The sequence below is a fragment of the Citrobacter sp. B72 genome, assembly GCF_016894305.1.
Taxonomy (GTDB): Bacteria; Pseudomonadota; Gammaproteobacteria; order Enterobacterales; family Enterobacteriaceae; genus Citrobacter; species Citrobacter portucalensis.
The window spans coordinates 1,957,781-1,978,251 of the sequence record NZ_CP069801.1; the positions used below are offsets into that span (position 1 = coordinate 1,957,781).

General features: G+C 49.3%; 29 protein-coding genes, 2 tRNA genes and 1 pseudogene. 18 read left to right on the forward strand and 14 right to left on the reverse strand.

What is annotated here, in order from left to right:
- The first annotated feature begins 57 nt into the window (after positions 1-57).
- A complete protein-coding gene (gene ldtA / locus JQN59_RS09195; RefSeq protein ID WP_048235113.1) occupies positions 58-987 on the forward strand; it encodes a L,D-transpeptidase in 930 nt (309 codons plus the stop codon).
- Positions 988-1,011: 24 nt separating this feature from the next.
- On the opposite strand, the gene JQN59_RS09200 is transcribed toward ldtA, so the two are convergent.
- The 5 genes from JQN59_RS09200 to mtfA form a co-directional block, all read right to left on the reverse strand.
- On the reverse strand, positions 1,012-1,695 hold the full coding sequence (locus JQN59_RS09200) for an ABC transporter ATP-binding protein (RefSeq protein WP_149607956.1): 684 nt from the start codon (positions 1,693-1,695) through the stop codon (positions 1,012-1,014).
- A gap of 10 nt (positions 1,696-1,705) precedes the next feature.
- The gene (locus tag JQN59_RS09205) at positions 1,706-3,394 is read right to left on the reverse strand and encodes an ABC transporter permease (RefSeq protein ID WP_149607955.1); all 1,689 of its coding nucleotides are present in this window, start codon (positions 3,392-3,394) and stop codon (positions 1,706-1,708) included.
- A complete protein-coding gene (locus JQN59_RS09210) occupies positions 3,378-4,415 on the reverse strand; it encodes an extracellular solute-binding protein (protein ID WP_149607954.1) in 1,038 nt (345 codons plus the stop codon). Before JQN59_RS09210 ends, JQN59_RS09205 begins: the two co-directional genes overlap by 17 nt.
- Positions 4,416-4,676: 261 nt before the next feature.
- Positions 4,677-4,752, reverse strand: a tRNA-Asn gene (locus tag JQN59_RS09215).
- Between the two features lie 132 nt (positions 4,753-4,884).
- Positions 4,885-5,649 carry a DgsA anti-repressor MtfA gene (gene mtfA, locus JQN59_RS09220; protein ID WP_032943883.1) on the reverse strand — a complete coding sequence of 255 codons (765 nt, stop codon included), beginning with the start codon at positions 5,647-5,649 and terminating at the stop codon, positions 4,885-4,887.
- A 93-nt stretch (positions 5,650-5,742) separates the two neighbouring features.
- Here mtfA and JQN59_RS09225 point away from each other — a divergent pair.
- Positions 5,743-5,832 (forward strand) — tRNA-Ser (locus JQN59_RS09225).
- A gap of 66 nt (positions 5,833-5,898) precedes the next feature.
- On the opposite strand, the gene JQN59_RS09230 is transcribed toward JQN59_RS09225, so the two are convergent.
- From JQN59_RS09230 to JQN59_RS09260, 7 genes are all read right to left on the reverse strand, one after another.
- Positions 5,899-6,942: a tyrosine-type recombinase/integrase gene (locus JQN59_RS09230; RefSeq protein WP_052463722.1), complete on the reverse strand. Its 1,044-nt coding sequence runs from the start codon at positions 6,940-6,942 to the stop codon at positions 5,899-5,901.
- The gene (locus JQN59_RS09235) at positions 6,917-7,159 is read right to left on the reverse strand and encodes a DUF4224 domain-containing protein (protein ID WP_071667664.1); all 243 of its coding nucleotides are present in this window, start codon (positions 7,157-7,159) and stop codon (positions 6,917-6,919) included. Before JQN59_RS09235 ends, JQN59_RS09230 begins: the two co-directional genes overlap by 26 nt.
- Positions 7,160-7,229: 70 nt before the next feature.
- Positions 7,230-9,701, reverse strand: coding sequence for an exonuclease (locus tag JQN59_RS09240; protein WP_149607953.1), 2,472 nt, complete (start codon positions 9,699-9,701; stop codon positions 7,230-7,232).
- 141 nt (positions 9,702-9,842) lie between these two features.
- Positions 9,843-10,169: an RrF2 family transcriptional regulator gene (locus JQN59_RS09245; RefSeq protein WP_149607952.1), complete on the reverse strand. Its 327-nt coding sequence runs from the start codon at positions 10,167-10,169 to the stop codon at positions 9,843-9,845.
- Between the two features lie 11 nt (positions 10,170-10,180).
- On the reverse strand, positions 10,181-10,519 hold the full coding sequence (locus JQN59_RS09250) for a hypothetical protein (RefSeq protein ID WP_135107954.1): 339 nt from the start codon (positions 10,517-10,519) through the stop codon (positions 10,181-10,183).
- 161 nt (positions 10,520-10,680) lie between these two features.
- Positions 10,681-10,896 (reverse strand): hypothetical protein, encoded by a 216-nt coding sequence (locus JQN59_RS09255; protein WP_149607951.1) that lies wholly within the window; start codon positions 10,894-10,896, stop codon positions 10,681-10,683.
- Between the two features lie 198 nt (positions 10,897-11,094).
- Positions 11,095-11,502, reverse strand: coding sequence for a helix-turn-helix domain-containing protein (locus JQN59_RS09260; protein WP_047358007.1), 408 nt, complete (start codon positions 11,500-11,502; stop codon positions 11,095-11,097).
- Positions 11,503-11,632: 130 nt separating this feature from the next.
- On the opposite strand from JQN59_RS09260, the gene JQN59_RS09265 reads away from it, so the two are divergent.
- The 10 genes and pseudogenes from JQN59_RS09265 to JQN59_RS09305 form a co-directional block, all read left to right on the forward strand.
- Entirely contained in the window at positions 11,633-11,860 is a 228-nt protein-coding gene (locus JQN59_RS09265; RefSeq protein WP_047357952.1) for a transcriptional regulator, read from the forward strand.
- Between the two features lie 2 nt (positions 11,861-11,862).
- Positions 11,863-12,417 (forward strand): toxin YdaT family protein, encoded by a 555-nt coding sequence (locus JQN59_RS09270; RefSeq protein WP_149607950.1) that lies wholly within the window; start codon positions 11,863-11,865, stop codon positions 12,415-12,417.
- Between the two features lie 54 nt (positions 12,418-12,471).
- On the forward strand, positions 12,472-13,470 hold the full coding sequence (locus JQN59_RS09275; protein WP_149607949.1) for a DUF1376 domain-containing protein: 999 nt from the start codon (positions 12,472-12,474) through the stop codon (positions 13,468-13,470).
- Positions 13,382-13,927 (forward strand): replication protein P, encoded by a 546-nt coding sequence (locus tag JQN59_RS09280; protein WP_197385878.1) that lies wholly within the window; start codon positions 13,382-13,384, stop codon positions 13,925-13,927. The genes JQN59_RS09275 and JQN59_RS09280 overlap by 89 nt, the downstream gene beginning before the upstream one ends.
- Positions 13,928-13,942: 15 nt before the next feature.
- The gene (locus JQN59_RS09285; RefSeq protein ID WP_149607947.1) at positions 13,943-14,359 is read left to right on the forward strand and encodes a PerC family transcriptional regulator; all 417 of its coding nucleotides are present in this window, start codon (positions 13,943-13,945) and stop codon (positions 14,357-14,359) included.
- Between the two features lie 5 nt (positions 14,360-14,364).
- Positions 14,365-14,703, forward strand: a complete 339-nt coding sequence (locus JQN59_RS09290) for a DUF977 family protein (protein WP_024174857.1) — start codon at positions 14,365-14,367, stop codon at positions 14,701-14,703.
- Positions 14,700-14,894: a hypothetical protein gene (locus JQN59_RS26935; protein WP_072144090.1), complete on the forward strand. Its 195-nt coding sequence runs from the start codon at positions 14,700-14,702 to the stop codon at positions 14,892-14,894. The genes JQN59_RS09290 and JQN59_RS26935 overlap by 4 nt, the downstream gene beginning before the upstream one ends.
- A 4-nt stretch (positions 14,895-14,898) precedes the next feature.
- Entirely contained in the window at positions 14,899-15,099 is a 201-nt protein-coding gene (locus JQN59_RS09295) for a hypothetical protein (RefSeq protein WP_003839192.1), read from the forward strand.
- Positions 15,100-15,102: 3 nt separating this feature from the next.
- The gene (locus JQN59_RS09300; RefSeq protein ID WP_239484218.1) at positions 15,103-15,660 is read left to right on the forward strand and encodes a DUF550 domain-containing protein; all 558 of its coding nucleotides are present in this window, start codon (positions 15,103-15,105) and stop codon (positions 15,658-15,660) included.
- 51 nt (positions 15,661-15,711) lie between these two features.
- Positions 15,712-15,831 (forward strand): annotated as a pseudogene (locus tag JQN59_RS09305) (3'-5' exoribonuclease domain-containing protein); the annotation flags it as partial.
- Between the two features lie 243 nt (positions 15,832-16,074).
- On the opposite strand, the gene JQN59_RS09310 reads toward JQN59_RS09305, so the two are convergent.
- Positions 16,075-16,455, reverse strand: a complete 381-nt coding sequence (locus tag JQN59_RS09310; protein ID WP_060855115.1) for a hypothetical protein — start codon at positions 16,453-16,455, stop codon at positions 16,075-16,077.
- Between the two features lie 279 nt (positions 16,456-16,734).
- On the opposite strand from JQN59_RS09310, the gene JQN59_RS09315 reads away from it, so the two are divergent.
- On the forward strand, positions 16,735-16,932 hold the full coding sequence (locus JQN59_RS09315) for a hypothetical protein (protein WP_053271635.1): 198 nt from the start codon (positions 16,735-16,737) through the stop codon (positions 16,930-16,932).
- Between the two features lie 223 nt (positions 16,933-17,155).
- Here the strand turns inward: JQN59_RS09315 and JQN59_RS09320 are convergent, their stop codons facing one another.
- Positions 17,156-17,719, reverse strand: a complete 564-nt coding sequence (locus JQN59_RS09320; protein ID WP_170973743.1) for a hypothetical protein — start codon at positions 17,717-17,719, stop codon at positions 17,156-17,158.
- Between the two features lie 491 nt (positions 17,720-18,210).
- Here JQN59_RS09320 and JQN59_RS09325 point away from each other — a divergent pair, with 491 nt between their 5' ends.
- The 5 genes from JQN59_RS09325 (at position 18,211) to JQN59_RS09345 (ending at position 20,464) form a co-directional block, all read left to right on the forward strand.
- Positions 18,211-18,444, forward strand: coding sequence for a DinI family protein (locus tag JQN59_RS09325; protein ID WP_121581668.1), 234 nt, complete (start codon positions 18,211-18,213; stop codon positions 18,442-18,444).
- Between the two features lie 45 nt (positions 18,445-18,489).
- On the forward strand, positions 18,490-18,735 hold the full coding sequence (locus JQN59_RS09330) for a hypothetical protein (RefSeq protein ID WP_127791700.1): 246 nt from the start codon (positions 18,490-18,492) through the stop codon (positions 18,733-18,735).
- Positions 18,736-18,864: 129 nt separating this feature from the next.
- Complete coding sequence (locus JQN59_RS09335; protein ID WP_048221172.1) at positions 18,865-19,065, forward strand: hypothetical protein; 201 nt, start codon at positions 18,865-18,867, stop codon at positions 19,063-19,065.
- A gap of 2 nt (positions 19,066-19,067) precedes the next feature.
- A complete protein-coding gene (locus JQN59_RS09340; protein ID WP_149607946.1) occupies positions 19,068-19,427 on the forward strand; it encodes a RusA family crossover junction endodeoxyribonuclease in 360 nt (119 codons plus the stop codon).
- Entirely contained in the window at positions 19,424-20,464 is a 1,041-nt protein-coding gene (locus JQN59_RS09345; protein ID WP_149607945.1) for a DUF968 domain-containing protein, read from the forward strand. The genes JQN59_RS09340 and JQN59_RS09345 overlap by 4 nt, the downstream gene beginning before the upstream one ends.
- The last annotated feature ends 7 nt before the right edge of the window (positions 20,465-20,471 follow it).

Below are 20,471 nucleotides of genomic sequence, written 5' to 3' on the forward strand. Positions count from 1 at the left end.
ACAGATAATAAAAGCTATACTTAACGGATATCTGTTGCGACGAAGGAAAGGAAAAAGATGCGTCGTGTAAAACTGCTTTGTTCACTCATTATGCTGCTTGCGAGTCAGGGCGCGCAGGCGGTGAGTTATCCGCTGCCGCCAGAGGGGAGTCGCCTGGTGGGTAGCCCATTGACTATTACGGTTCCACCAGGAAACACCAAGCCGCTGGAGGCATTTGCCGCTCAGTACGGGCAGGGGTTGAGCAATATGCTTGAAGCCAATCCGGGCGTCGATGTTTTTCTGCCTAAATCGGGTTCAACGCTGGTTGTGCCACAGCAACTGATACTTCCGGATACCGTGCGCGAGGGGATTGTCATCAACGTCGCCGAGATGCGGCTTTACTATTATCCTGCTGGCAGCAATACGGTTGAGGTTTTACCCATTGGCATTGGTCAGGCGGGTAGAGAAACGCCGCGTAACTGGGTGACGGCGGTCGAACGTAAGCAGGAAGCACCAAGCTGGACGCCGACGCCAAATACCCGACGTGAATACGCCGCTCGCGGGGAAAGCTTGCCGGCATTTGTTCCTGCCGGACCAGAAAATCCGATGGGCCTGTATGCAATTTATATTGGCAGGCTTTATGCCATTCACGGGACAAACGCCAATTTCGGTATTGGTCTGCGGGTAAGTCAGGGGTGCATCCGTTTGCGGAATGATGACATCAAGTACCTGTTTGATACGGTGCCTGTAGGGACGCGTGTACAACTGATAGACCGACCGGTGAAATACAGCGAAGAGCCGGACGGTAGTCGCTGGGTAGAAGTACATGAGCCGCTGTCACGAAACCGTTCGGAATACGAGTCTGACAGAAAGGTGCCTTTGCCAGTCACTCCCGCTCTGCGCACCTTTATCAGCGGGAATGACGTGGATGTGAGCCGCGGGAGCCAGGCGTTGGAAAGACGTTCCGGTATGCCGGTGAACATCAGCCTGGTACAGAAGCATTATTAATTTTCAGGGCGACCCTGTTGACCTTCAGGTCGGATGGGTCGCTTTTTTAATTTGATACTGCCCCATTTTTACCACGCCAATATGGTCAGCCATTAGCTGGGCTTCGTGTTCACTGTGGGTAACCAACAGCGCCGTTTGCCCGGCGGCGCGCAAAATATCCCGTACCTCGTTGCCAAGACGCTCACGCGTGCGCTTATCAAGGCTGGAGAAGGGTTCATCCAGCAACAGGATTTCCGGATGTGGCGCCAACGCGCGAGCAAGGGCGATACGCTGTTGTTGCCCGCCGGAAAGCTCATGCGGATAGCGGTTGGCATGGCTGTGTAACTCCACCATTTTCAACAGCTCAGTCACTCTGGCCTGTTGTTCCTCACGCGGCATGCGACGCAATCCAAAGGCCACATTTTGCTGTGCGGTCAGATGGGGGAATAACGCATATTCCTGGAAGACCATGCCGACATGACGTTTTTCCGGTGGCAGATGAACGCCGGGACCGGCAACACGTCGCTGTGACACATAGATCTCTCCGTTTTGCAGGCGTTCAAATCCAGCAACTGCGCGTAGTACCGTGGTTTTTCCGCAGCCTGAAGCGCCCAGCAGACAGGCAATTTCACCTTGACGTACCGACATTGAAAATCCGCTCAGTACCGATTGCTGGCTGTTGCCATAAGCAACGCATACATCCTGGAGTCGTAATGCAATTTCTGACATTGTTGCTCTCTTAACCACGGCGAGTCATTTGGTGACGCACCAACAAAATAACCGGTAGCGTGCCAGCTAAAACAATCATTAGCGCGGCGATAGCACCTTCTTCATAGGTTCCACGGGCGGCTTCCGCATACAGCAACGTTGCCAGCGTTTCAAAATTGACCGGGCGCAAAAGCAACGTTGTTGGCAGCTCTTTCATGGCATCAGCAAAAACCAGCAGGGCACTGCTGACTAACGCTGGGCGCAGCAGGGGAAAATGGACTCGTGCAAACGTCCCCGCACCATTCTCACCCAACAGACGAGACGCCTGTTCCAGCGAAGGTGGAATGCGGCCCAGACCAGAATCCAGCGCGCCAATGGCAATCGCCTGGAATCGCATGGCACAACAAATTACCAGCAGGATCCCGGCGGACATCAGCGGCAGGCCGCGAACATCCAGTAAATCTGCCAGCCAGCGGTCGACAGCCATGGCGGGGGGTAAAAAGCCAATCGCCAGAATTGTGCCGGGAACCGCATAGCCTAAAGAGGCCAGACGCATCACGCCGCGACGAAATCCCGGCATGGCGTTGTCTGCGGCGCTATGACGCGCGCTCCAGGCCACCAGCATACTGACGCAAACCACCACCAGCGTGGTTCCCGCTGCCAGCGATAGCGTATTTTGCAATGCTGACAGTAACGAAGAGGAAAGGGGGTTCTCATCGCCTATGCGTTTGGCGCTTTCCCACATTAAAAACAGTACCGGAGCCAGAAAACCCAGCACAACCGGCAGTGAAATAACGCCACCGAGCAGCCAACCACGCCAGCCATGCACGCGCGTAGGTTGAATCTCCCGCAGGCTGCGGCTGCTGAATCCTTGTTTTCTGCGACCATAAAATTCCAGCGTCAGAATCAGGAATATAAACATCAGCATCATGCAGGCAATTTGTGCCGCGGCAGATAAATCAGACCGCGAGATCCATGTGGTGTACACGGTAACGGTTAACGTCTGTACACCGAGAAACTCTGATGCGCCAATATCGTTGAGCGTTTCCAGCAGTGCCAGGCTGATCCCAACGGCCAGTGCCGGACGAGCCATGGGCAAAGCAACACGAAAGAAGGTTCCGGTTGCGCTGCATCCCAGCGTGCGTGCGGCTTCCAGTAAATGAGCCGGTTGGCTAATAAACATGGCGCGGGTTGTCAGATACACGTATGGGTACAGCACTAATCCGAGCAGGATGATTGCGCCGGAAAGTGAGCGTAAATCAGGCAGTCGGAACTGTCTTGGGCTGTCAAAACCCAATAAAAAACGGATAAAGGTTTGCAGAGGGCCAATCGGATGCAGCAGATCGAGCCACGCAAAGGCCACAATGTAGGTCGGCATCGCCAGCGGCAACAGTAACGCCCAGCTAAGAATTTTACGTCCAGGAAAATCCCATGCCGTTACCGCCCATGCGCTGCCTACGCCAATCACGCCGACCATCACCGCGACACCGGCTAATAACAGCACTGTATTTTTTAGTGCGGCAGGCAGTACATACGTCAGGAGATTATCCCAGTGAGATAAATCGGCCTGGGTAGCCTGCCAAATCAGCGCAATGATCGGCGTCAGAACGCCAAGCGCTACGCACAGCGCGCCAAGATGTAGCGGCGTTAATAATGACTGCGGCCCGGAAACCAGGCCGCGTAACGTCGGAACTTGCAGAGGTTTATTGATCGAATCCAACTTTATCTACCAGCAGACTAGCTTGTTTACGATATTTAACGATTTCGGTTAACGGCGTTTTATCGACGTCGATTTCACCAATAGTTGCACTGATAACCGGATCAAGCGTCACGCCTTTCAGTACCGGGTATTCGAAGTTCGCTTTTGCATACTGCTGCTGGGCAGGTGCGGAAACCAGATATTCCATCAGCTTAACGGCATCGGCTTTATTTGGTGCGTAGCGGGCTACGGCTGCGCCACTGATGTTGACGTGTGTACCACCATTTTCAAAGGTGGGTTTAACGACTTTAATCGCATCGCCCCACTGACGTGCATCACTGCCTTCTTTGGCGTTTTTCATATGGCCGACGTAATAAGAGTTGGCGAGACCAATATCGCAAATGCCGCCGAGAATATCGCGAGCTACATCGCGGTCGCCACCGGTAGCTTTACGCGCCAGGTTAGCTTTCACACCGCGCAGCCATTCTTCGGTCTTTGCTTCACCGTGATGAGCAATCATTGCGGCGATCAGCGCCGTGTTATACGGGTGCTGTCCGGAACGAATACAGACTTTACCCCTGTACTCAGGGCTGGCGAGTTGTTCGTAATGCCAGTTATCGATTGGCAGTGACTTCTCGGCATACAGCACGCGGGCACGCATCGACAGCGCAAACCACTGATTATCTGCGCCGCGCAGATTAGCCGGAATAGCGGTTTTCAGTGTTTCTGACTCTACTGGCTGAGTTACACCCGCTTCCACTAAATCAATGAGATTACCGGCATCGACGGTCATCAGCAGGTCGGCAGGTGAATTTTTACCTTCAGCTTTAACGCGCTCAAGCATACCGTCCTTGATATAGACCGTACTGACTTTGATGCCGCTGGTTTTGGTCCAGCTATCAAGCAAAGGCTGGATCAGACCCGGTTCACGGGTGGTATAGAGCGTTAACGTTTCCTGAGCGAAAGCCGGTAGGCTAACTGAGAAGACCAGGGCAGAGGCAAGGGTGATACGGCGCAGTCCGGCGCGAGGCAGAGAATTCATCGTTTATATCCCAGAGTAATTGGAACGTACAGTGAACCGAGCGGGGGGCTCGTTCCTTTGGCTTGCGTACAATAAATGATAATCACTAGCACTTACAATAATTGCAAAGTTTAAACGATTTACATTTACATAACTTTAATCAACGTTGTGATGCGGCACGTAACAGAGGTGCAGAGCAGGCAGAGTGCTTATGAGAGGGGATTTTATAGCGACCTGAAAAGCAAAAAGCCTGCTTAGTTTCCTAAGCAGGCTTCTTAAATATGGCTCCTCTGACTGGACTCGAACCAGTGACATACGGATTAACAGTCCGCCGTTCTACCGACTGAACTACAGAGGAATCGTGTGAACGAGGCGCATGTTACTGACCTCACCATGAGGTGTCAATAGTAAAATTAGCATGTCATTTCAATTGGTTAATTAATCTTCAAATTCAGCGTTAATGCACATTTGGTGAGCGACAATGGCCACCTTAGCGGGTATCGCGTAACCGCTCCATGGGGTTCTGGCGGTAAAACTGAATGAAGCGTTGCCATAATGCCGGAAAACGTGGTGCAAATAATTCAGGGGCACTGAAGAAATACTCCGATAGAACGGCAAAGCATTCGGCAGGATCGGTCGCTGCGTAGGCATCTATACTGCACGCGGTTTCACCAACCAGATCAATTTCATCCTGAATGTTATTCATTGCGGCATGCAGGTCGTGCTCCCAACTGGCAATATCTCGTAGAGGGATCGCCGGAATACCGCTGGCGCGGTCGCCATTACGCATATCAAGCTTATGCGCCACTTCATGGATGATCAGATTAAAGCCGGAGGCATCAAAAGAATCCTGAATGTCGAGCCAGTTGAGGATTATCGGACCTTGCTGCCAGCTTTGCCCGGACTGTACAACACGTTGATTATGTACCAGCCCAATATCGTCTTCCCATTCATCGTCCACGACAAACGGGGCGGGGTAGATGAGAACTTCATGAAACCCGTCGAGCCACTCAATCCCCAATTCCAGAACAGGCAAACAGAAAAGCAGCGCAATGCGCGCACTTTTTAGTGGATCCAGCTCAAACCCCTGAAGCGCTACCAATCTTTTTTGCTGTAAAAAGCGCTCGGCCAGGGCAATAAGCCTGGCTTGTTCTTGCTCGGTGAGATTCACCAGAAGAGGAATAGCCAGGGCGTCGTCCCACGGCCAGTCGTCACTCCGGGTTGTTTCTTGCTCTTTCCAGGGCCACTTAATCATCGTTTTGCTCGCAAACTCGTCACTTGAACGAAATTGACGGAACGGGGTCTGTTAAAATGCCAAATTACCTGGCATCATGGCAACCGCCAAAACGGAGAGATGCCAGAGCGGCTGAATGGACCGGTCTCGAAAACCGGAGTAGGGGCAACTCTACCGGGGGTTCAAATCCCCCTCTCTCCGCCACTATTCAAACACTTAGCTCAATTCCTTTCAACGACTCATGTCACACTTGGTATAGTGTTGGTATATTCACTTGGTATAAAACTCGCCATCATCATCTTCTGATTTGCCCAATACTGGAAGATCCAATGTGGGAGAAATTTTCACTTTTCTGTCATAAACCACAACTTGGCTTTCAGTTTTGTGACCTGAGAATAGTTGTTTGTCCTTACTCGAGCCTTCGTAATCAGATATTCCCTTGGCTTTGAGATCATGAAATGTACACGGCAGTTTTCTATCTAGTTTTTTTCCTGCTGCTTCCCTTGCAGTTTCCCACAGATCGTTAAACCCACTTTTCGAGTATTTAGTTTTTTTGCTGCTACAGATAACCGTTTCCCGCCCACCCAGGGTTTTTGCAAGTTCGATGGCGTTATGAAGCCGTTCAGTCCAGACTTTTATTTGTTTAGTGCCGGTCTTTCCCTGCTGGATAAAAATGCCTTCCTCGCTTACTTGCGACCATTTGAGAGAAAGAACATCCGAAACGCGAGCCGCACATAAGTAAGATATCTCCATGCCGACCCGGAGAGCTGGTGCCGCCTCTTCATAAATTGCCTGATATTCTTCGTCTGTCACGTACACGTCACGGGCTTTTAAAGAGAACTTGCGCACTCCTTTGCATGGATTTCCTTTCACGTACCCTCGTTCATATCCCCATGAGAAAACACGCGACATCCCGCCGAGTTCCTGGTTTGCCTGGTTAATACTGCGTTGGCCACGTTTATCCATATAGATCCTGACCATCTCAATTTTTATGTCATCTGCTCGCATATTCCCGAACACTGGGACCAGGTTTTTTTCATATGACCTGTAATCAGTCTGTGTTCGCGGAGCCAGTTCAGCAAAAGCAGGGCTGCTGGTGAATAACTTCCATAATTTAGAAAATGTCATTACGTCTGAACGCTTGGCTTTTTCTTCCTCATAACGCGCCCATAGCCGGGACATACTCGTCCCGGTAATAGGTGCAAGGGTTACGCTTTGTTTTGTTCCTTTTGGCTTCCACACATAGCTATATCGGTTTTTAGTTACGCGTGGCGGGAGGTGCTTGTCTTTAGGATCTTTTCTTGGTCTGCCCATTGATTGCGTCGTAATTTGGCTCAAGTGCAACATATTCATCGACCTTAGGTAATTCAGAAACTCCGGGATCAATACTTCTGCGCAATACAATTGGGCGGTTCCGCCCATCAGTGGTGAACGGTATGCCGTGACACCGCAGCTGTCGCTGCTGGTGGGTGTAGCGCTGATAGCCAGTAATTTCTGCAATTTCCTGAGGAGACAGTGTAAGTTCGTGCATAGCTCATCTCTCTGATGGCCTGCCTGTAAAAACATACCAGGCAGGATCCATAAATTGTGAAATTAGAAAATCAGTTTGCGGTCAAGCGTTGCCAGATTGCAGAGACGTATTTGACCTGATGCCGGGCGTCAGAAAGCGCATTGTGCATGTCACCTTCAAACGGGATGTCGAAGCGTGGATTGATACCGACAGATTTACCCAGTTCGACCATGGTCCTTACGTCCCTGTCATTCCAGAACGGAACAGCGAAGGGGGTATCTGTTAACGCGTAAGCGCGGCGAAGAATGACGTTATCAAACGAACATCCATTACCCCATAACTGAACTGTGTGGCTTCCGTTAGCAGCGTTTTCAGCAATAAAGTCAGCCAGGAGTTCGAGGGTCTCAAGCAACCCCATGGCTTCATCAACAAGAATGGCAGAGCGGGCTTCAGATGATTGTTTCAACCACCACTGAATCGTCGACGCATCCGGTTTCATGCCAAACGACATCGATGACTCCAGACTGACAACCTGGTAAAACTCGGCGCCAGTGTTACCAGTTGAAGGATCAAAAAATACAGCGCCGATAGAGACTATTGGGGCATCAGGACCGTTGCCCATGGTTTCCATATCAACCATCAGGTGAGTATAGAAAGCGTTCAGGGGATCCGTTTCAATATGGTGAACGGGTTCATTATTCAGGGAAGCTGACGCGTCACCAGTTGCATCAGCGCTTTTAACTGGCAAAACTGCTGTTTCGCTCTGAGACACTTCAGGATTAGCTTTGATTTCGTTGTTGTCAGTTTCTTCCATCTGCACATCGCTGGTGGCTTCCTCTGTATGGGTATGATGTAACTTATCCTCGACGGCGCGCTGGCGTACCTGGTCTACGACAGAAAGCGCTGGCGCTTGCTGGTTCCCCATCAGGCCATCGATGGAGAACACGCCGTTGCCCATGTTGGCGATTTCTGGTTGTTCGACTCCTGCCTTCTGTTCAGCTGTGACTTTCTCGTTAATCTCGTTTTCCCAGCTTTTTTCTGGCACGTGACCGGCTGCCGCCAGGGTTTCTTCAGTTGGGTGCTGGTGGTCGGTTTCAGTCAGGTTCGCGTTGATATAACCAGATAAGCGGCCCGGAAAATTATGATGCTCTGGATGACAATTCCGGATCAGGGCAAAAATCGCAGCGCGGGAATAATCCAGGATGCCAGCGCGTTTGCGCAGGGCATCGGACCACTCTTTGAACGGGCTTTCGTTTTTAGCAATGATCTCTTTTGCACGACGGAAAACGCCACCAGGGATATCGTAGATGTTGAAATCCATTGGAAGTGTGGCCAGCGCAATATCAATGTCCAGAGTGTCCAGTGTGTGGACAAGTGCCGGGTTACGATCGGTCTTATTGCCACCACCAGCGTTCGTTCCAGTATCAGAGCGCTGAATCTGCGACACACGATTGCCCTTACACCACTCTTTAACCAGCAATCCGCGGTCAATGTGTTCAGTACTGAACCAGGCCTTAAAGAACTGAATTACGGTAGACAAATCCACTCGTTTTCCATCAACCGGAAAAACGGTTTTCAGCGCGCTGACAATCTTCCAGATATCGATCTCTGGCGCTTTCCTGAATGGTTCTACATTCTCGGCGGCAAGCAGCAGATTTTGCACGTAGCTGTTATCCACATCCAGCTCAAGTTCCTGAATGGTTTTCTTCTGTCCAGTATCAATATGGTAAGCATATTCATCAGAAATAAACTGAGCCAAAAGGCGCTGGCGTAGCGGGAGAGTCGCAACGATAATGAGTTCTGGCGTTACGGGTGTAACGGTGGGCTCATGACCCACAATTCGTGCTTTCTTATCGTTAACCCACACCTGCACGGTATGAGTTCGCGCTTTCGGTTCCGCAATCCATTCGGTAATAAATTCCTCAAATGAGGCAACGGTATAGACCTGCTCACGGTCGAAGACTTCTTTTATTGCGTTTGCCAGATTCCACTCGACATGAGCAGAAAGCTCTTTCACCGCTGGCAGATTTGCAACGGCCAGTAACAGGTTTTGTATATAGAGATCATTGTCGTCCAGTTCCATCTGTCCGATCTGGATGTGCTGCGCTTCACTGATTTCCTTCTCTTCTGTGTCATTGACCAGGTGCGCAATCAGTCGCTGAGACAGGCGCAGGCGAGATATGGGGCGGAGCAACGCTGGTGCATCGCTGGTGGGTACATTGGCACTGGAAGTTTCAGGTTTTTGCTGGCTGGAAGTCTCCTGATTTTCATTGTCAGGCTTCTGTTTCAGTTGCCACGTCTGCTGGTCTTCTGCCAGTTCGTAACGATCACACCATGTGTCATCAAGTGTGTTTTCCTCAGGAAGATCGTCAACAACAAACCAGTTGGTGCGAACTGGTAATTGATAATCGGCACCACGACCGACGGCAATACCGTTGTCTTCGAGAATATTGAGGATTTCGCGTTCTGCACGGGAATCTGATTTCGCAGAGAACCAGCAAAACAGGTTTTTTGCCTCAGTTGCTTTCGCTTTGGCTTTAATAAGATACGCATACGTTAACATTGCGTTCGGGCTCCATTGGATTGTAAGATACCCGGCAGCTGATGATCGCCGCCTAAGGTAGTGGTTATTGGTCAAAACTCGTTCCGGAAAGCTTTGGTCGGCTGACCGGGTACTTAACCCGCCTTGCGCGGGTTTTGTGCTTTATGGGATAGGGGATTTTCCCTGCGCCAGTTGTGCGACGGGAACCCACTCCAGAGCATTCAGCACAGGCTCGAATGAATCAGGCGTGTGAGTAACGGCGCGAACGACGTCAGCCACGCTGGGGTTTGCTTTGCTAAGGTGGTATCCGCCACCAGCGCCACGCTGGCTGGTGACGATTTCACTGCTGCGCAACTTCGAGAAAATCTGCTCGAGGTAAGACACAGACAGCTTCGATTCCTTGCTGATTGATGCGATGGAAACCGGACTGCCGTTGTAAATCCTGTTGAGGATGGCAACCACCTGAACAGATGCCACCACACGTTTCATTCCAAACTCCATCACGCATCCTTTGCCGGTTCGCGACCGTATCCTGGGTTATCGTTTAAGGCGTCATTCAGAACCTGCATTGCCTCATTATGTGGGAGAGTAAGAGCAAGTTTGATCGCCGTTCCAAGAGCTTCAGCCGCACATTCAAACTTACGAGCGAGCCTGGCTGTTTCATCAACTTGTTCACCCATCGCTTCCATTTCAAAGTTGTGCTCAGTCCAGACTTCATCCATCACATCACTTTCAACTTCTTCACGTAATGCTTCTTTTACTTCCAGAACAGGCAAAACCCCGATTAATGCCTCGGCTGGTGCGCTGCTGAAGCGCAATGCCAGATCGTTAGCTGACATAAAAACCTCCGGAAAAAAGCCCGCCACGGGACGGGCAAAGAACACTTTTCCAATTTAACCAGAACAGGTCTTCGTCTCCTGTTTGGTTACGATGGTGGTATTACCATCACAATGCCATGTGCACCGGGCATGAGGCTGGCAACAGCCATTGGTCAAACTCGTTATGAACGAACTGCAGTCTGTTGGTCGGCAGACGGGTCGCCCTTCTGGGCGAGTGTGTAGCAAATCAGTCGAATGATTACTTCAATGCGATTTAGATGTACGGCCTGACACCGCACTGGTTTACGTGCGAAATCGATCATGGATTTATCCTCTTGCGTTGCCCTTGTCGCCAGGCTGGCGGAACGTTGAACCTGCTGCGTTTTAATGCCTGTCATCTCATCCGGTGATTCGTATGCCGCCGGCAGCTACTTCGTGGGCGTCCTGCCTTGATGACTGTCTTTGTGTCGGGAATAGTATTATCGATTGAATCGATATATGTCAAATTAAATCGATATTAATGCGTGTGAACAACTCACCGATCAGTTTATCGGATTGATTTCGCGTGCTTTATGAAGGGTACAGGAGTGGAGGGGTTACTCGTTACTGGGGATTATCTTTCGTTTTTTTAGGTAAGCAGTAGCTACATCATCAAGCTCTTGCAGACGCAGTTCGATCAACTTAACTATCTTTTCTCTCTCATCGTCAGTGGGCAAAAGCTCAAATTGCTCCAGTAGCTTTTGTTCCTGGGCCGACTGAGGTTGACGTTTTTTTTCTGATGTTATGGCAGGAATAGTGTCAGCTTCAGTTTCTTCAAGAAAAAACCAATAGAGTGGATAGCCTGTAGCGGACTGTAGCCTATCTAGAATGTCAGCTCTTGGAAGTATATTAGAGTTACACCAGCCATTTACTGACTGGGCTTTTACTCCCAGTCTGCGTGCAAGTTCCGATTGAGATATTCCAAGATCATGGATGGCTTTTTGTAATCGCTTTCCGAAGTTCATATTCCTAGCCCGCTCAAAAACATACATCCGATTATACAGATTTTATCTGTAGCTCAACCTATCGATATAATTTGACGATATCGAAATAATTTGATTTACTCGTTTCACGTTCACTACTAGAGATAAATCAATGAAGCTCACAACACAAAAGAAAATGTTAGCCATATGCAGTCAGGCAGAACTGGGGCGCCGTCTAAATCGGCGAGCTCAAACAGTTAATGGATGGTTCAAGAAAAAGGTACCCGGCGAGCTTGTTGTTCGCGTATCCAAAGCTCTCAATTGGCAAATTACACCACACGAGTTGCGACCGGACCTTTATCCAAATCCCACTGATGGTTTACCTCAAAAGGAGGCCTAATCATGCAATCAGTAACATACCAACATAATAGCCAACGCTTAGCTGTTCCGTTGAAAACGCAAAATCATTTTAAACCCCAGCGCCGCGACAGCATTCAGCACCGCGTCATATTGGCAGCTGTTCGTGAATGGGAATCGACATTACCAGGACAGGCACAGGAAAGGATTGCTCAGCTGGTGGCTAAAGAGTGGGCCAAGGCAGATGGCCGCGGAATTGCTGTTAATAAGCAGAATTTATTCCGGTATCTGAAAAACGAGGGCGGTTCGGAAAAGTACACGGCTTACGTTATGCAGCTGTCAGGTTCAATCATTGCTGCTATGCCAGTTCAGATTGCCAGGAAGCACGGGTTAAGTAATGCGAGCACAGAAGCAGAGTTGGTGGCCAGCGCTATCAAAGAATGCAGTGAGGCACATCAGGCGAAATTAATCGGCGCTCCGTTACAGAAACTGGAGAAGGAAATTCGTGAAGCAGCAATCGCTTTGTTCAACATGTTACCAGCTGATGCGGCGGGACCACTACTGGCGAGTTTAAGCGCCGTAGCGCCGCAATTGTTTTAATCGAGTTTTGAGCAATAACCATTACGCGCCGGGAAACCGGACAAGGGAGTAAACATGGCAGCTCTGCCTTACATGCAACTTTACATTGCTGATTACCTGGCGGACACCATGCATCTGTCTACAGAAGAGCATGGCGCTTACCTGCTACTGATGTTCAATTATTGGCAAACAGGTCGCCCGATCCCCAAAAACCGACTATCGAAAATTGCACGGCTGAGTAACGACCGTTGGGATGCCGTTGAACCTTCGTTGAAAGAGTTTTTTAACGATAACGGTACCGAATGGGTACAGGAGCGTATAGAGCGTGATCTGGAGGCGGTTAAAAACTCAATCAGCCAAAAGTCAGCAGCTGGAAAAGCATCCGCTCAGGCGAGAAAAGCTAAAAAAGGAGCGAATAACCAACAAAATAACAACGGGTGTTCAACGGGTGTTGAGCCGCCGTTAAAACAGAACGCCAACGGAAACACAACTAATAAAGATCCAGATACAGATCTAAAAGAAAACCCCTCTCTTAACGCGGGCGCGGCGAAAAATTCGAATGGGGATCAGGATCTGCCACCCCAGGCCATGCCCCAATACCTGGACGGCCTTCATGAACCGATCGGGAAATTCAGCATGACTGATAGCTGGCTTCCCTCCAGAGACTTCCGACAGCGCGCCGCATCGTGGGGTATCTCCCTGCCTGAACCAGATTATCTTCTGACTGAACTCGCGGAATTCACCGCGTACTGGGAGTCAGAAGGGAAAGTTTTTACGCAAATCCAGTGGGAACAAAAATTTGCCCGACATGTAGCCCGGGTGAGAATGCAGGTTAAACCAGAAACCGGAGGTAACAGTCATGTGGGAGCAGGATCAGAACCAACAGCATCCCGGGCAGTTCAGCAAATTCAGTCAGCACACGCAGAGTGGCGCCGCAGGAATGGACTTGATGGCGACGGAAACAGCCTGGCGACTGTGGCAGGTCATGGGGGAGGTGTATTCGAACCGATGGACCCAGAAGAACGGGGCGGAGCCTTCGCCTATCTGGATAGCCCAGATAGGTTCGATGACTGAACAGCAAATTAGGTTGGTCTGTCAGCAATGCATGGAGCGCTGCGCGATGGGAAATACATGGCCGCCTGACCTGGCTGAGTTTGTTTCTCTGGTTTCAGAGAGTGGTGCAAATCCATTTGGACTGACATCGGAGCAGGTTATGACGGAGTACCGGTGCTGGCGCAATGAGTCATATCGGTATTCAGGTAGCGATAAATATCCATGGCCTCAGCCGGTGCTGTACCACATCTGCATCGAAATGCGCAGAACGGGCGTAGAACGACAAATGACAGAGGGTGAACTGAAAAAACTGGCAGATAAGTTACTTACGAAATGGTCGAAGCATGTTGGTAATGGGCTAAGTGTTCCACCAATTCGACGTCAACTGGCGGCGCCGCACCATCCGGCGGGACCAACGCCAGCGCAGCTACTGATGGAAGAGTACAAACGCCGCAAAGCGGCAGGTTTAATTAACTAAAACGAGTATTGACCAATGACCATAGAAATCTCTCAGAAAGATCGGGTAGCGATAGTAGTACGCCATACCCCGAACTGCGTATTACGTGATGTGTGTGAAGCGTTAGATATTCCATCCGGTACCGCAGGTAAGTTTCTGCGCGCGTTGACTGTTAGCGGCACAGTCCTGCGTACTCACAACGGAACTCAGTATGTTTATAACATCGCTCCAGATGCAGAATTACCTGACGTAAAACTGCCCTTCATGGAAGAGAAAAGCGATCCGGTTGAAACGCAATTAGCGGAGAAAATGGCGAAAGACCTTAAGTCCCGGGGACTCTGGCGGCGCGCGGCAAAGGTATATACCGACATGTTAGACATTGCCCGCAGTTCAGCTGAAGTGGCACGTATAGCGCAGCAACGGAAAGAATGCCTGCGTATGGCCCGGAGATGATCAGCATGCCAAGACCAAATACACCAGAAGAGCAGGCGGCACTTATCCGGGTGATCATCGAAGAGGTGAAAATCCGTGGACGCTTAACCGTTAGCGAGGCATCACAGATGTTGTCGCTGCATCGTCAGACTGCTGAGAAGTATTTCCGCGTAGCAGCCGAACGCGGCGAACTCATTCGTTACGGTCGTCTAGGTTTGTTCAGGGACCCAAAGGCTGTAATTGATTTCGATCTCCAACGATTCTCATACGGTTCGAGTAAGCCTCTGATTGAGTTACCAGCAGATTTTCGGGGAAGTGCGGTTATGCGTCGGGTTATAGATATTGTGGGGAGGATGCCAGCATGACAACCGAAAAACTGGCGTTGAATTATGACCCAGCCGATCCCGACAAGATGCGATTACCGGCTGGCATAACATGTGGTAATTGCCACCATATCCATCGTTGTAAAGCAATTTTTGGACACACGGAGTCGAACACATATTGCGATTGGTCACCGTCGCGATTTACTGCTGGCATTGGCGTGAAGGGGGTGTGAGTCAGTGGAAAAATGTAATCGCTGTATTGTCGGCCTGATTGGGTCGCAGCCAGTTCTTTCCAGTGACTGGGCTAATGCGGTCGTAAATTTTGAAATCGTAATTGCTGACTGGAACGAGAAAACCAAACGCTTTGCCGTTCCGCATCCTGGATTCGCCCATAAGTTCAATTACTGCCCGCATTGCGGAAACAAGGTAGAGGACTAACCCATGACAACTAACAACCACCCGGCGCACGGTCCTGTATCACTCGATCGCTTGCACCAGATACGCGAAATACTCAGCAAAGCAGCAGCACAAAGCGACGGCGGTAATCTCGGCTACGCAATGGCTGATGCAGTGAAGGTGATTGATGGGGTTCTGGAGTCGATAGCCCGTGAGCAGGTACGCTGTGAACATGCAGCATGGTCAGATGAAACATTCGGCGATGTCGGTCCAGTTGGTCCGCTGAAGCACCTTTCCAAAGAAGCTATCGAGGCTGCTGCGGAACCAGACGAGATGAGCGAATGGGCTGACATGCAATTCCTGTTATGGGATGCGCAACGTCGTGCTGGTATCAGTGATAAGCAGATTACCCTGGCGATGGTAGAAAAGCTGGCGGTTAACAAAAACCGCCAGTGGCCAGAGCCGAAAGACGGTGAACCGCGACTGCATATCAAAGCGCAGTCAGAATCGGTGCTTCTTGGAATTGAATGCGATATCTGCGGACATGTATCTACTGACCCAGAGGGACGGCACTACTACTGCGAGGATAACAGTAATGATTGATAAATACCGTTTGGAGAATATGCGACGCGAAAGCGGCGAAAAGGGAGAACTCGGGACATGCCGTTTGAAGGTGACATGCATAATGCCCTAGTCGATGCGAAACATCAGGCTATGTATGTCTCAGCCATCTGGAAGCTGCTAATCATCACCCCAGATAACAGCGAGGCATAACATGACTGAGCAACCTGATGATCTCCTCACTCCGGGCGAGGTATGCCAGAAGCTGGGAATTACGCAAAAAACATTATGTAAATGGAATACAGAACACCGACACCGGTCTACATTGGCCCCGTGTAAAGTTCAGCGCTAAGGTTGTTCGCTATGAGCGCCGTAGCATAGAAGCTTTTATCCAGAAATGCCGGAGCCAATATTGATCTAATGTGGGGCTATTGTTTTTTAACAAATGCCCCTCATTTAACTTTTTTGTGTGTTAAGTCCAATTCTGACCCCACACATAAAATCACCAATACCTGCGCCAACACTGTTCCCATCAGCAACATAATCACCTTTGAAAGCTAATTTCCCATCCATATAGAAGAATCTTATCTCCCCATATCCACTATCACAGTCGGCATCTTTAATACTAACTTTGTAGTACTCTACTTTTTTATTTTTTGTTTGATACATGAACAAGGCAGATGAATCACCTTTTACATTTCTAAATGTGCCTTTTTTTGCTGAAAAAATGCCATCATCAGCTGTAGTAACCTCAACCCAGTTACTTGTCGTTTCAGCAAAAGCAACACTTGCAACAAAAAGAGCAGAAAAGCCCAGTAATGCGATTTTCTTAACCATAAACAATATTCCATTTATTTAGGATTTTTCTTGATTCTATCTGTGTTTTAAATAACGTTCAACTACACACCGCATGCCTTCTTAAATGGGCATGGAGAGCCATTCAACCCCGTAGCCTTAGCAACGCAACTTGCGCGAGAATGTTCCGCTTTTAAGTCGCAGCGAGACAAGACTCATGAGTAACATAAAGTTAACCCGCTACGTCGGTTTTTCACTCTCTATTGTATATGCTATTTTTTATGCAATAAGAGCGATTCGTAGGACTCTTCTGGGGAAGGTATGGATTCAACAATCGACGAAGAAAAACGCATAGAATTTGAAAAATTCATCATTGAAAGGTTTGGTGATGCAGTTAATCTCCGCAGAGCGAAAAATGGCGGTAATGGATATATATCATGGGAGGCGGCTGTAGCATGGATTGTCTGGAGGGAGCGCTCATCCCATCATGAAGCAACGCCTACCTCTGACGGGAACTGAATTAGTATGGTGCTGCCCGGAGCATCCTGTCATTCACTATGTACTCCCGCTTAGCCACGTCATTTTAGATTTGATTTTGGTCCACCATGAGCGAGAAGCGGACCTGGAGAGGCGTTGGTACCGCGAACATGGTCACAGCAAAGCCAGAGCTATTTGGTTGCTCCGAACAGAATATTTTAGTTAGGGCTCGAAACGAGACTGTCGTGAAAACCTTATGTCTCTTCTATCCTGCATCTTCTTCGACATTGTATTTTCGTTGCTCAATATCCCATGGAAGCGCAGGTTGTTTGCGAACTAGTTTTCTTTTGCCGTTTGAGAAAAAATAAGTTCTGAGTTCTAAAAAATGGCGGCGTTTTTTCGTTTGAGGCTCATAGGTGATAAGAAAAAAAATCAAAGGCCTGCTTGCTTCACTCCATATTCTACTTGCTTTTTCAATAACAATATTGATGTTTTCATGCTGACAATATGAGATGAATGTGGAGAAATAGCACTTGTCGTTTTTTTCAAGCAGTTTGTCTAACTCGTTAACGCTATCTCTGTCTGCCTGATTATACTCCCACTCAACATAGGTTAAAATTTGATTGTCTGGATATTGTAGGACCGCATCGGTACGCCCGCCTTGTTCAAAAAATGTTCTTGCGCCCATTAACTTTGCACACTCGCGCATGACCAGGCCAACATGAATGGTCCAGTTGGAACGGTTGATATATTCACCTTTGAACACAGGGAAATCTTGATACCACACACAATTAAACAGACAGATAAAATCGCGCTCTACTCGCTTCAACGCCTCCCCCCCATTTTTTCAATAGATGATTTTTAAACTGATAAGCAATATCTCATATCGGCTATTTGTTACTAGACTTTAGGATTTTAATATCTGTGTTCCGATTCATGTGCTTCAGGTTGTTAATTCGGATTGATTTCACCTCTTATCACTTATCCATAGCTGATTTATCTACCATGAAGTGAACAAAGCCCACTCACAGCACTAACCACTCCTTTGCTGATTGAAAAAGATGAATGCAAGTTGGATAACGCTTTGCCTCATGGTCATACAGGTGCTCATTGATGATGCGATACAGAGGGCGAATCTCTCGGGATTGTGCCGGCAGAAAGAAATTGCCGCTTAATATAACACTGCTAATTCAACCCACTACGTCGGGTTTTCTTTTTTTACTACTGACAGGAAATTAACAATTTGTGCTCTTAAATCGTTGATCATTTCCGCGCATAGGTATACTGTATAAAAACACAGTATATGCAATGGGGGCCATTATGAAAGTTGAATTAACCATTGATCGCATGAAAGAACTTCCTAAAGGCGCGGTACCAGCACTGGAGAAAGAATTGCTTAAGCGTCTGAATGATCACTATGACAATTGCAGGCTCACAATCCGCCGTGCCGGTTCAGATGGGTTAAGTGTTATTGGCGGTGACAAGGACGACAAAAAGAAAATTGAATCAATCCTCCAGGATACCTGGGAAAGCGCTGACGACTGGTTTTATTAATTATTTTGGGTGTTACTTTGATCCCGTTTGCATGGGGGAGTTTAAGTGAAAGAAAAAGTAGAATTGCCCAAAAAAGGCTACGCAGTCATCAGATGTCACGATGGAGTCATCGTTGCCAGACTGCAATCATTTCCTGAGTGTGAGCGCGCACTGATGTACCGTCGCGGTAGCATGGTGTCTTTCATGCCTCTTCAGGATGATGAAATTATTGGTACACCTACGTTATTTACTCAGATGCTGGAAAGGGCTGGTTATCGCGTTACCCAGAATTCTGTTACACTCCCGTCATAGGCCTGAACAACCTATACCTGCTGCGCCACAGGAGAAAAGCCCCATGGCGCAAGATCAATTCAAGCAATCCCACATACTGACGTTAATTAACGCCAGCGATTTTCTTTTTGCCGCATCCAGGGGTGCGTTATGAAGAAAAGCTGGTTTCAACATACACAACTCACCACTGAGCAGGCTGACGAACTGGAAGCCCGCTATCACGCAAAGCAGATTAAGACCGAGCGTAGTCTGGATAATGACTTCGTTCATTGGACGATCAGCGCGTTCTTGCCGGAAGTATCTAAGCCTCCGCGTCAGGACAGAACCTGGCAACAACGGATCTGGAGGTGATTGTGAAAGTCTACGATATCACCCCAATGGGCAAGCCCCGAATGACGCGCGCTGACAAATGGAAAAAGCGCCCTGAGGTTCTGCGTTACCGCGCTTTCTGTGATGAAGTTCGTCTGCGGGGTGTTGAGCTGGCGGAAAGCGGTTCACATGTCACCTTCATTCTTCCGATGCCAGCGAGCTGGAGCAAAAAGAAACGTGCTGAGTTCAACGGCAAACCACACCAGGCTAAACCTGATTTCGACAACATGATGAAAGCCCTGATGGATGCTATTTACGAAGATGACGCTCACATCTGGGATTCACGCGTCACAAAATTATGGGGAGAGAAGGGACAAATAATTATCGGGGAGATAGCAGAATGAGGGCGCTGCTGAAGCCGGTGGTTGCGCGTGAGCTTGGAATTGTGCTGCTCAAGCCGGGCAGTGAGCTGATGTCATTATTCAGTTGTGAACGTGTGCTGGTAGAAAGCCAGCCAGCAGGTATGGAGCGTTTGCCTGCTGGCCGTGTTCCTGACGTTCACCAGCCGCTTGCATGTGACGAGTCCCTGCGACCGTTCTTCCTGGATGAAAAAGTTATTAAGGCTGCTGGTGGTTTGAGTGGCCTTGATTACTGGCTTCTGCGCTATGGCGGTAGCTGCTGCCAGTGGCCACACAGCGATTACCATTATCACGAGTTAACCACTCTGCGTCATGAACCCGGATCGGTTCTTCTATGTGGGCATTGTGATAACCATTTGCGTGACCACCACAGCGAACAACTTGCAGAGCTGGCGAGACGTAATGTTATTAGCTGGATTATCAACAGCATTATGGTGGCGCTGAATCAGGATCCTTCCAGAGAACTGTCGCTGGCGGAGCTATGCTGGTGGGCGGTGCGTATGGGTGTTACCGACGCAATTCCCGAATCAGTAGCCAGTCGGGCGCTTCGTATTCCTTCGGAAGATCATCAGTCAGTCATGCATGAATGCGACATCGAGCCGGGTGTAACCGCCACCAGCATCATTACAACCAAAGCCAGCACAGTAACCGTGAACATGCCACCAGCGCAGGTGCCTGAGGTTAAGCCCGTAGTTGGTGTTCTGGTCGACCCTGAGTCCCCGCAAACCTATATGAAACGTCCAAAGCGTATCCGCTGGACGGCCCCACGATATCTGGAATGGATTAAAACACAGCCCTGCGAATGCTGCGGCAAACCATCCGATGACCCACACCATTTAATTGGCTGGGGGCAGGGAGGTATGGCAACGAAGGCGCATGATATTTTCGCGATCCCCCTGTGTCGTCAGTGCCATACAGAACTACATAACGACCCGGTGAAGTTTGAGCGAAAGCATGTACCTCAGCCGGTAATGATTATCAGAGTGCTGGACCGGGCTTACGGGCTCGGTGTTCTGGCGTAAGGAGAAG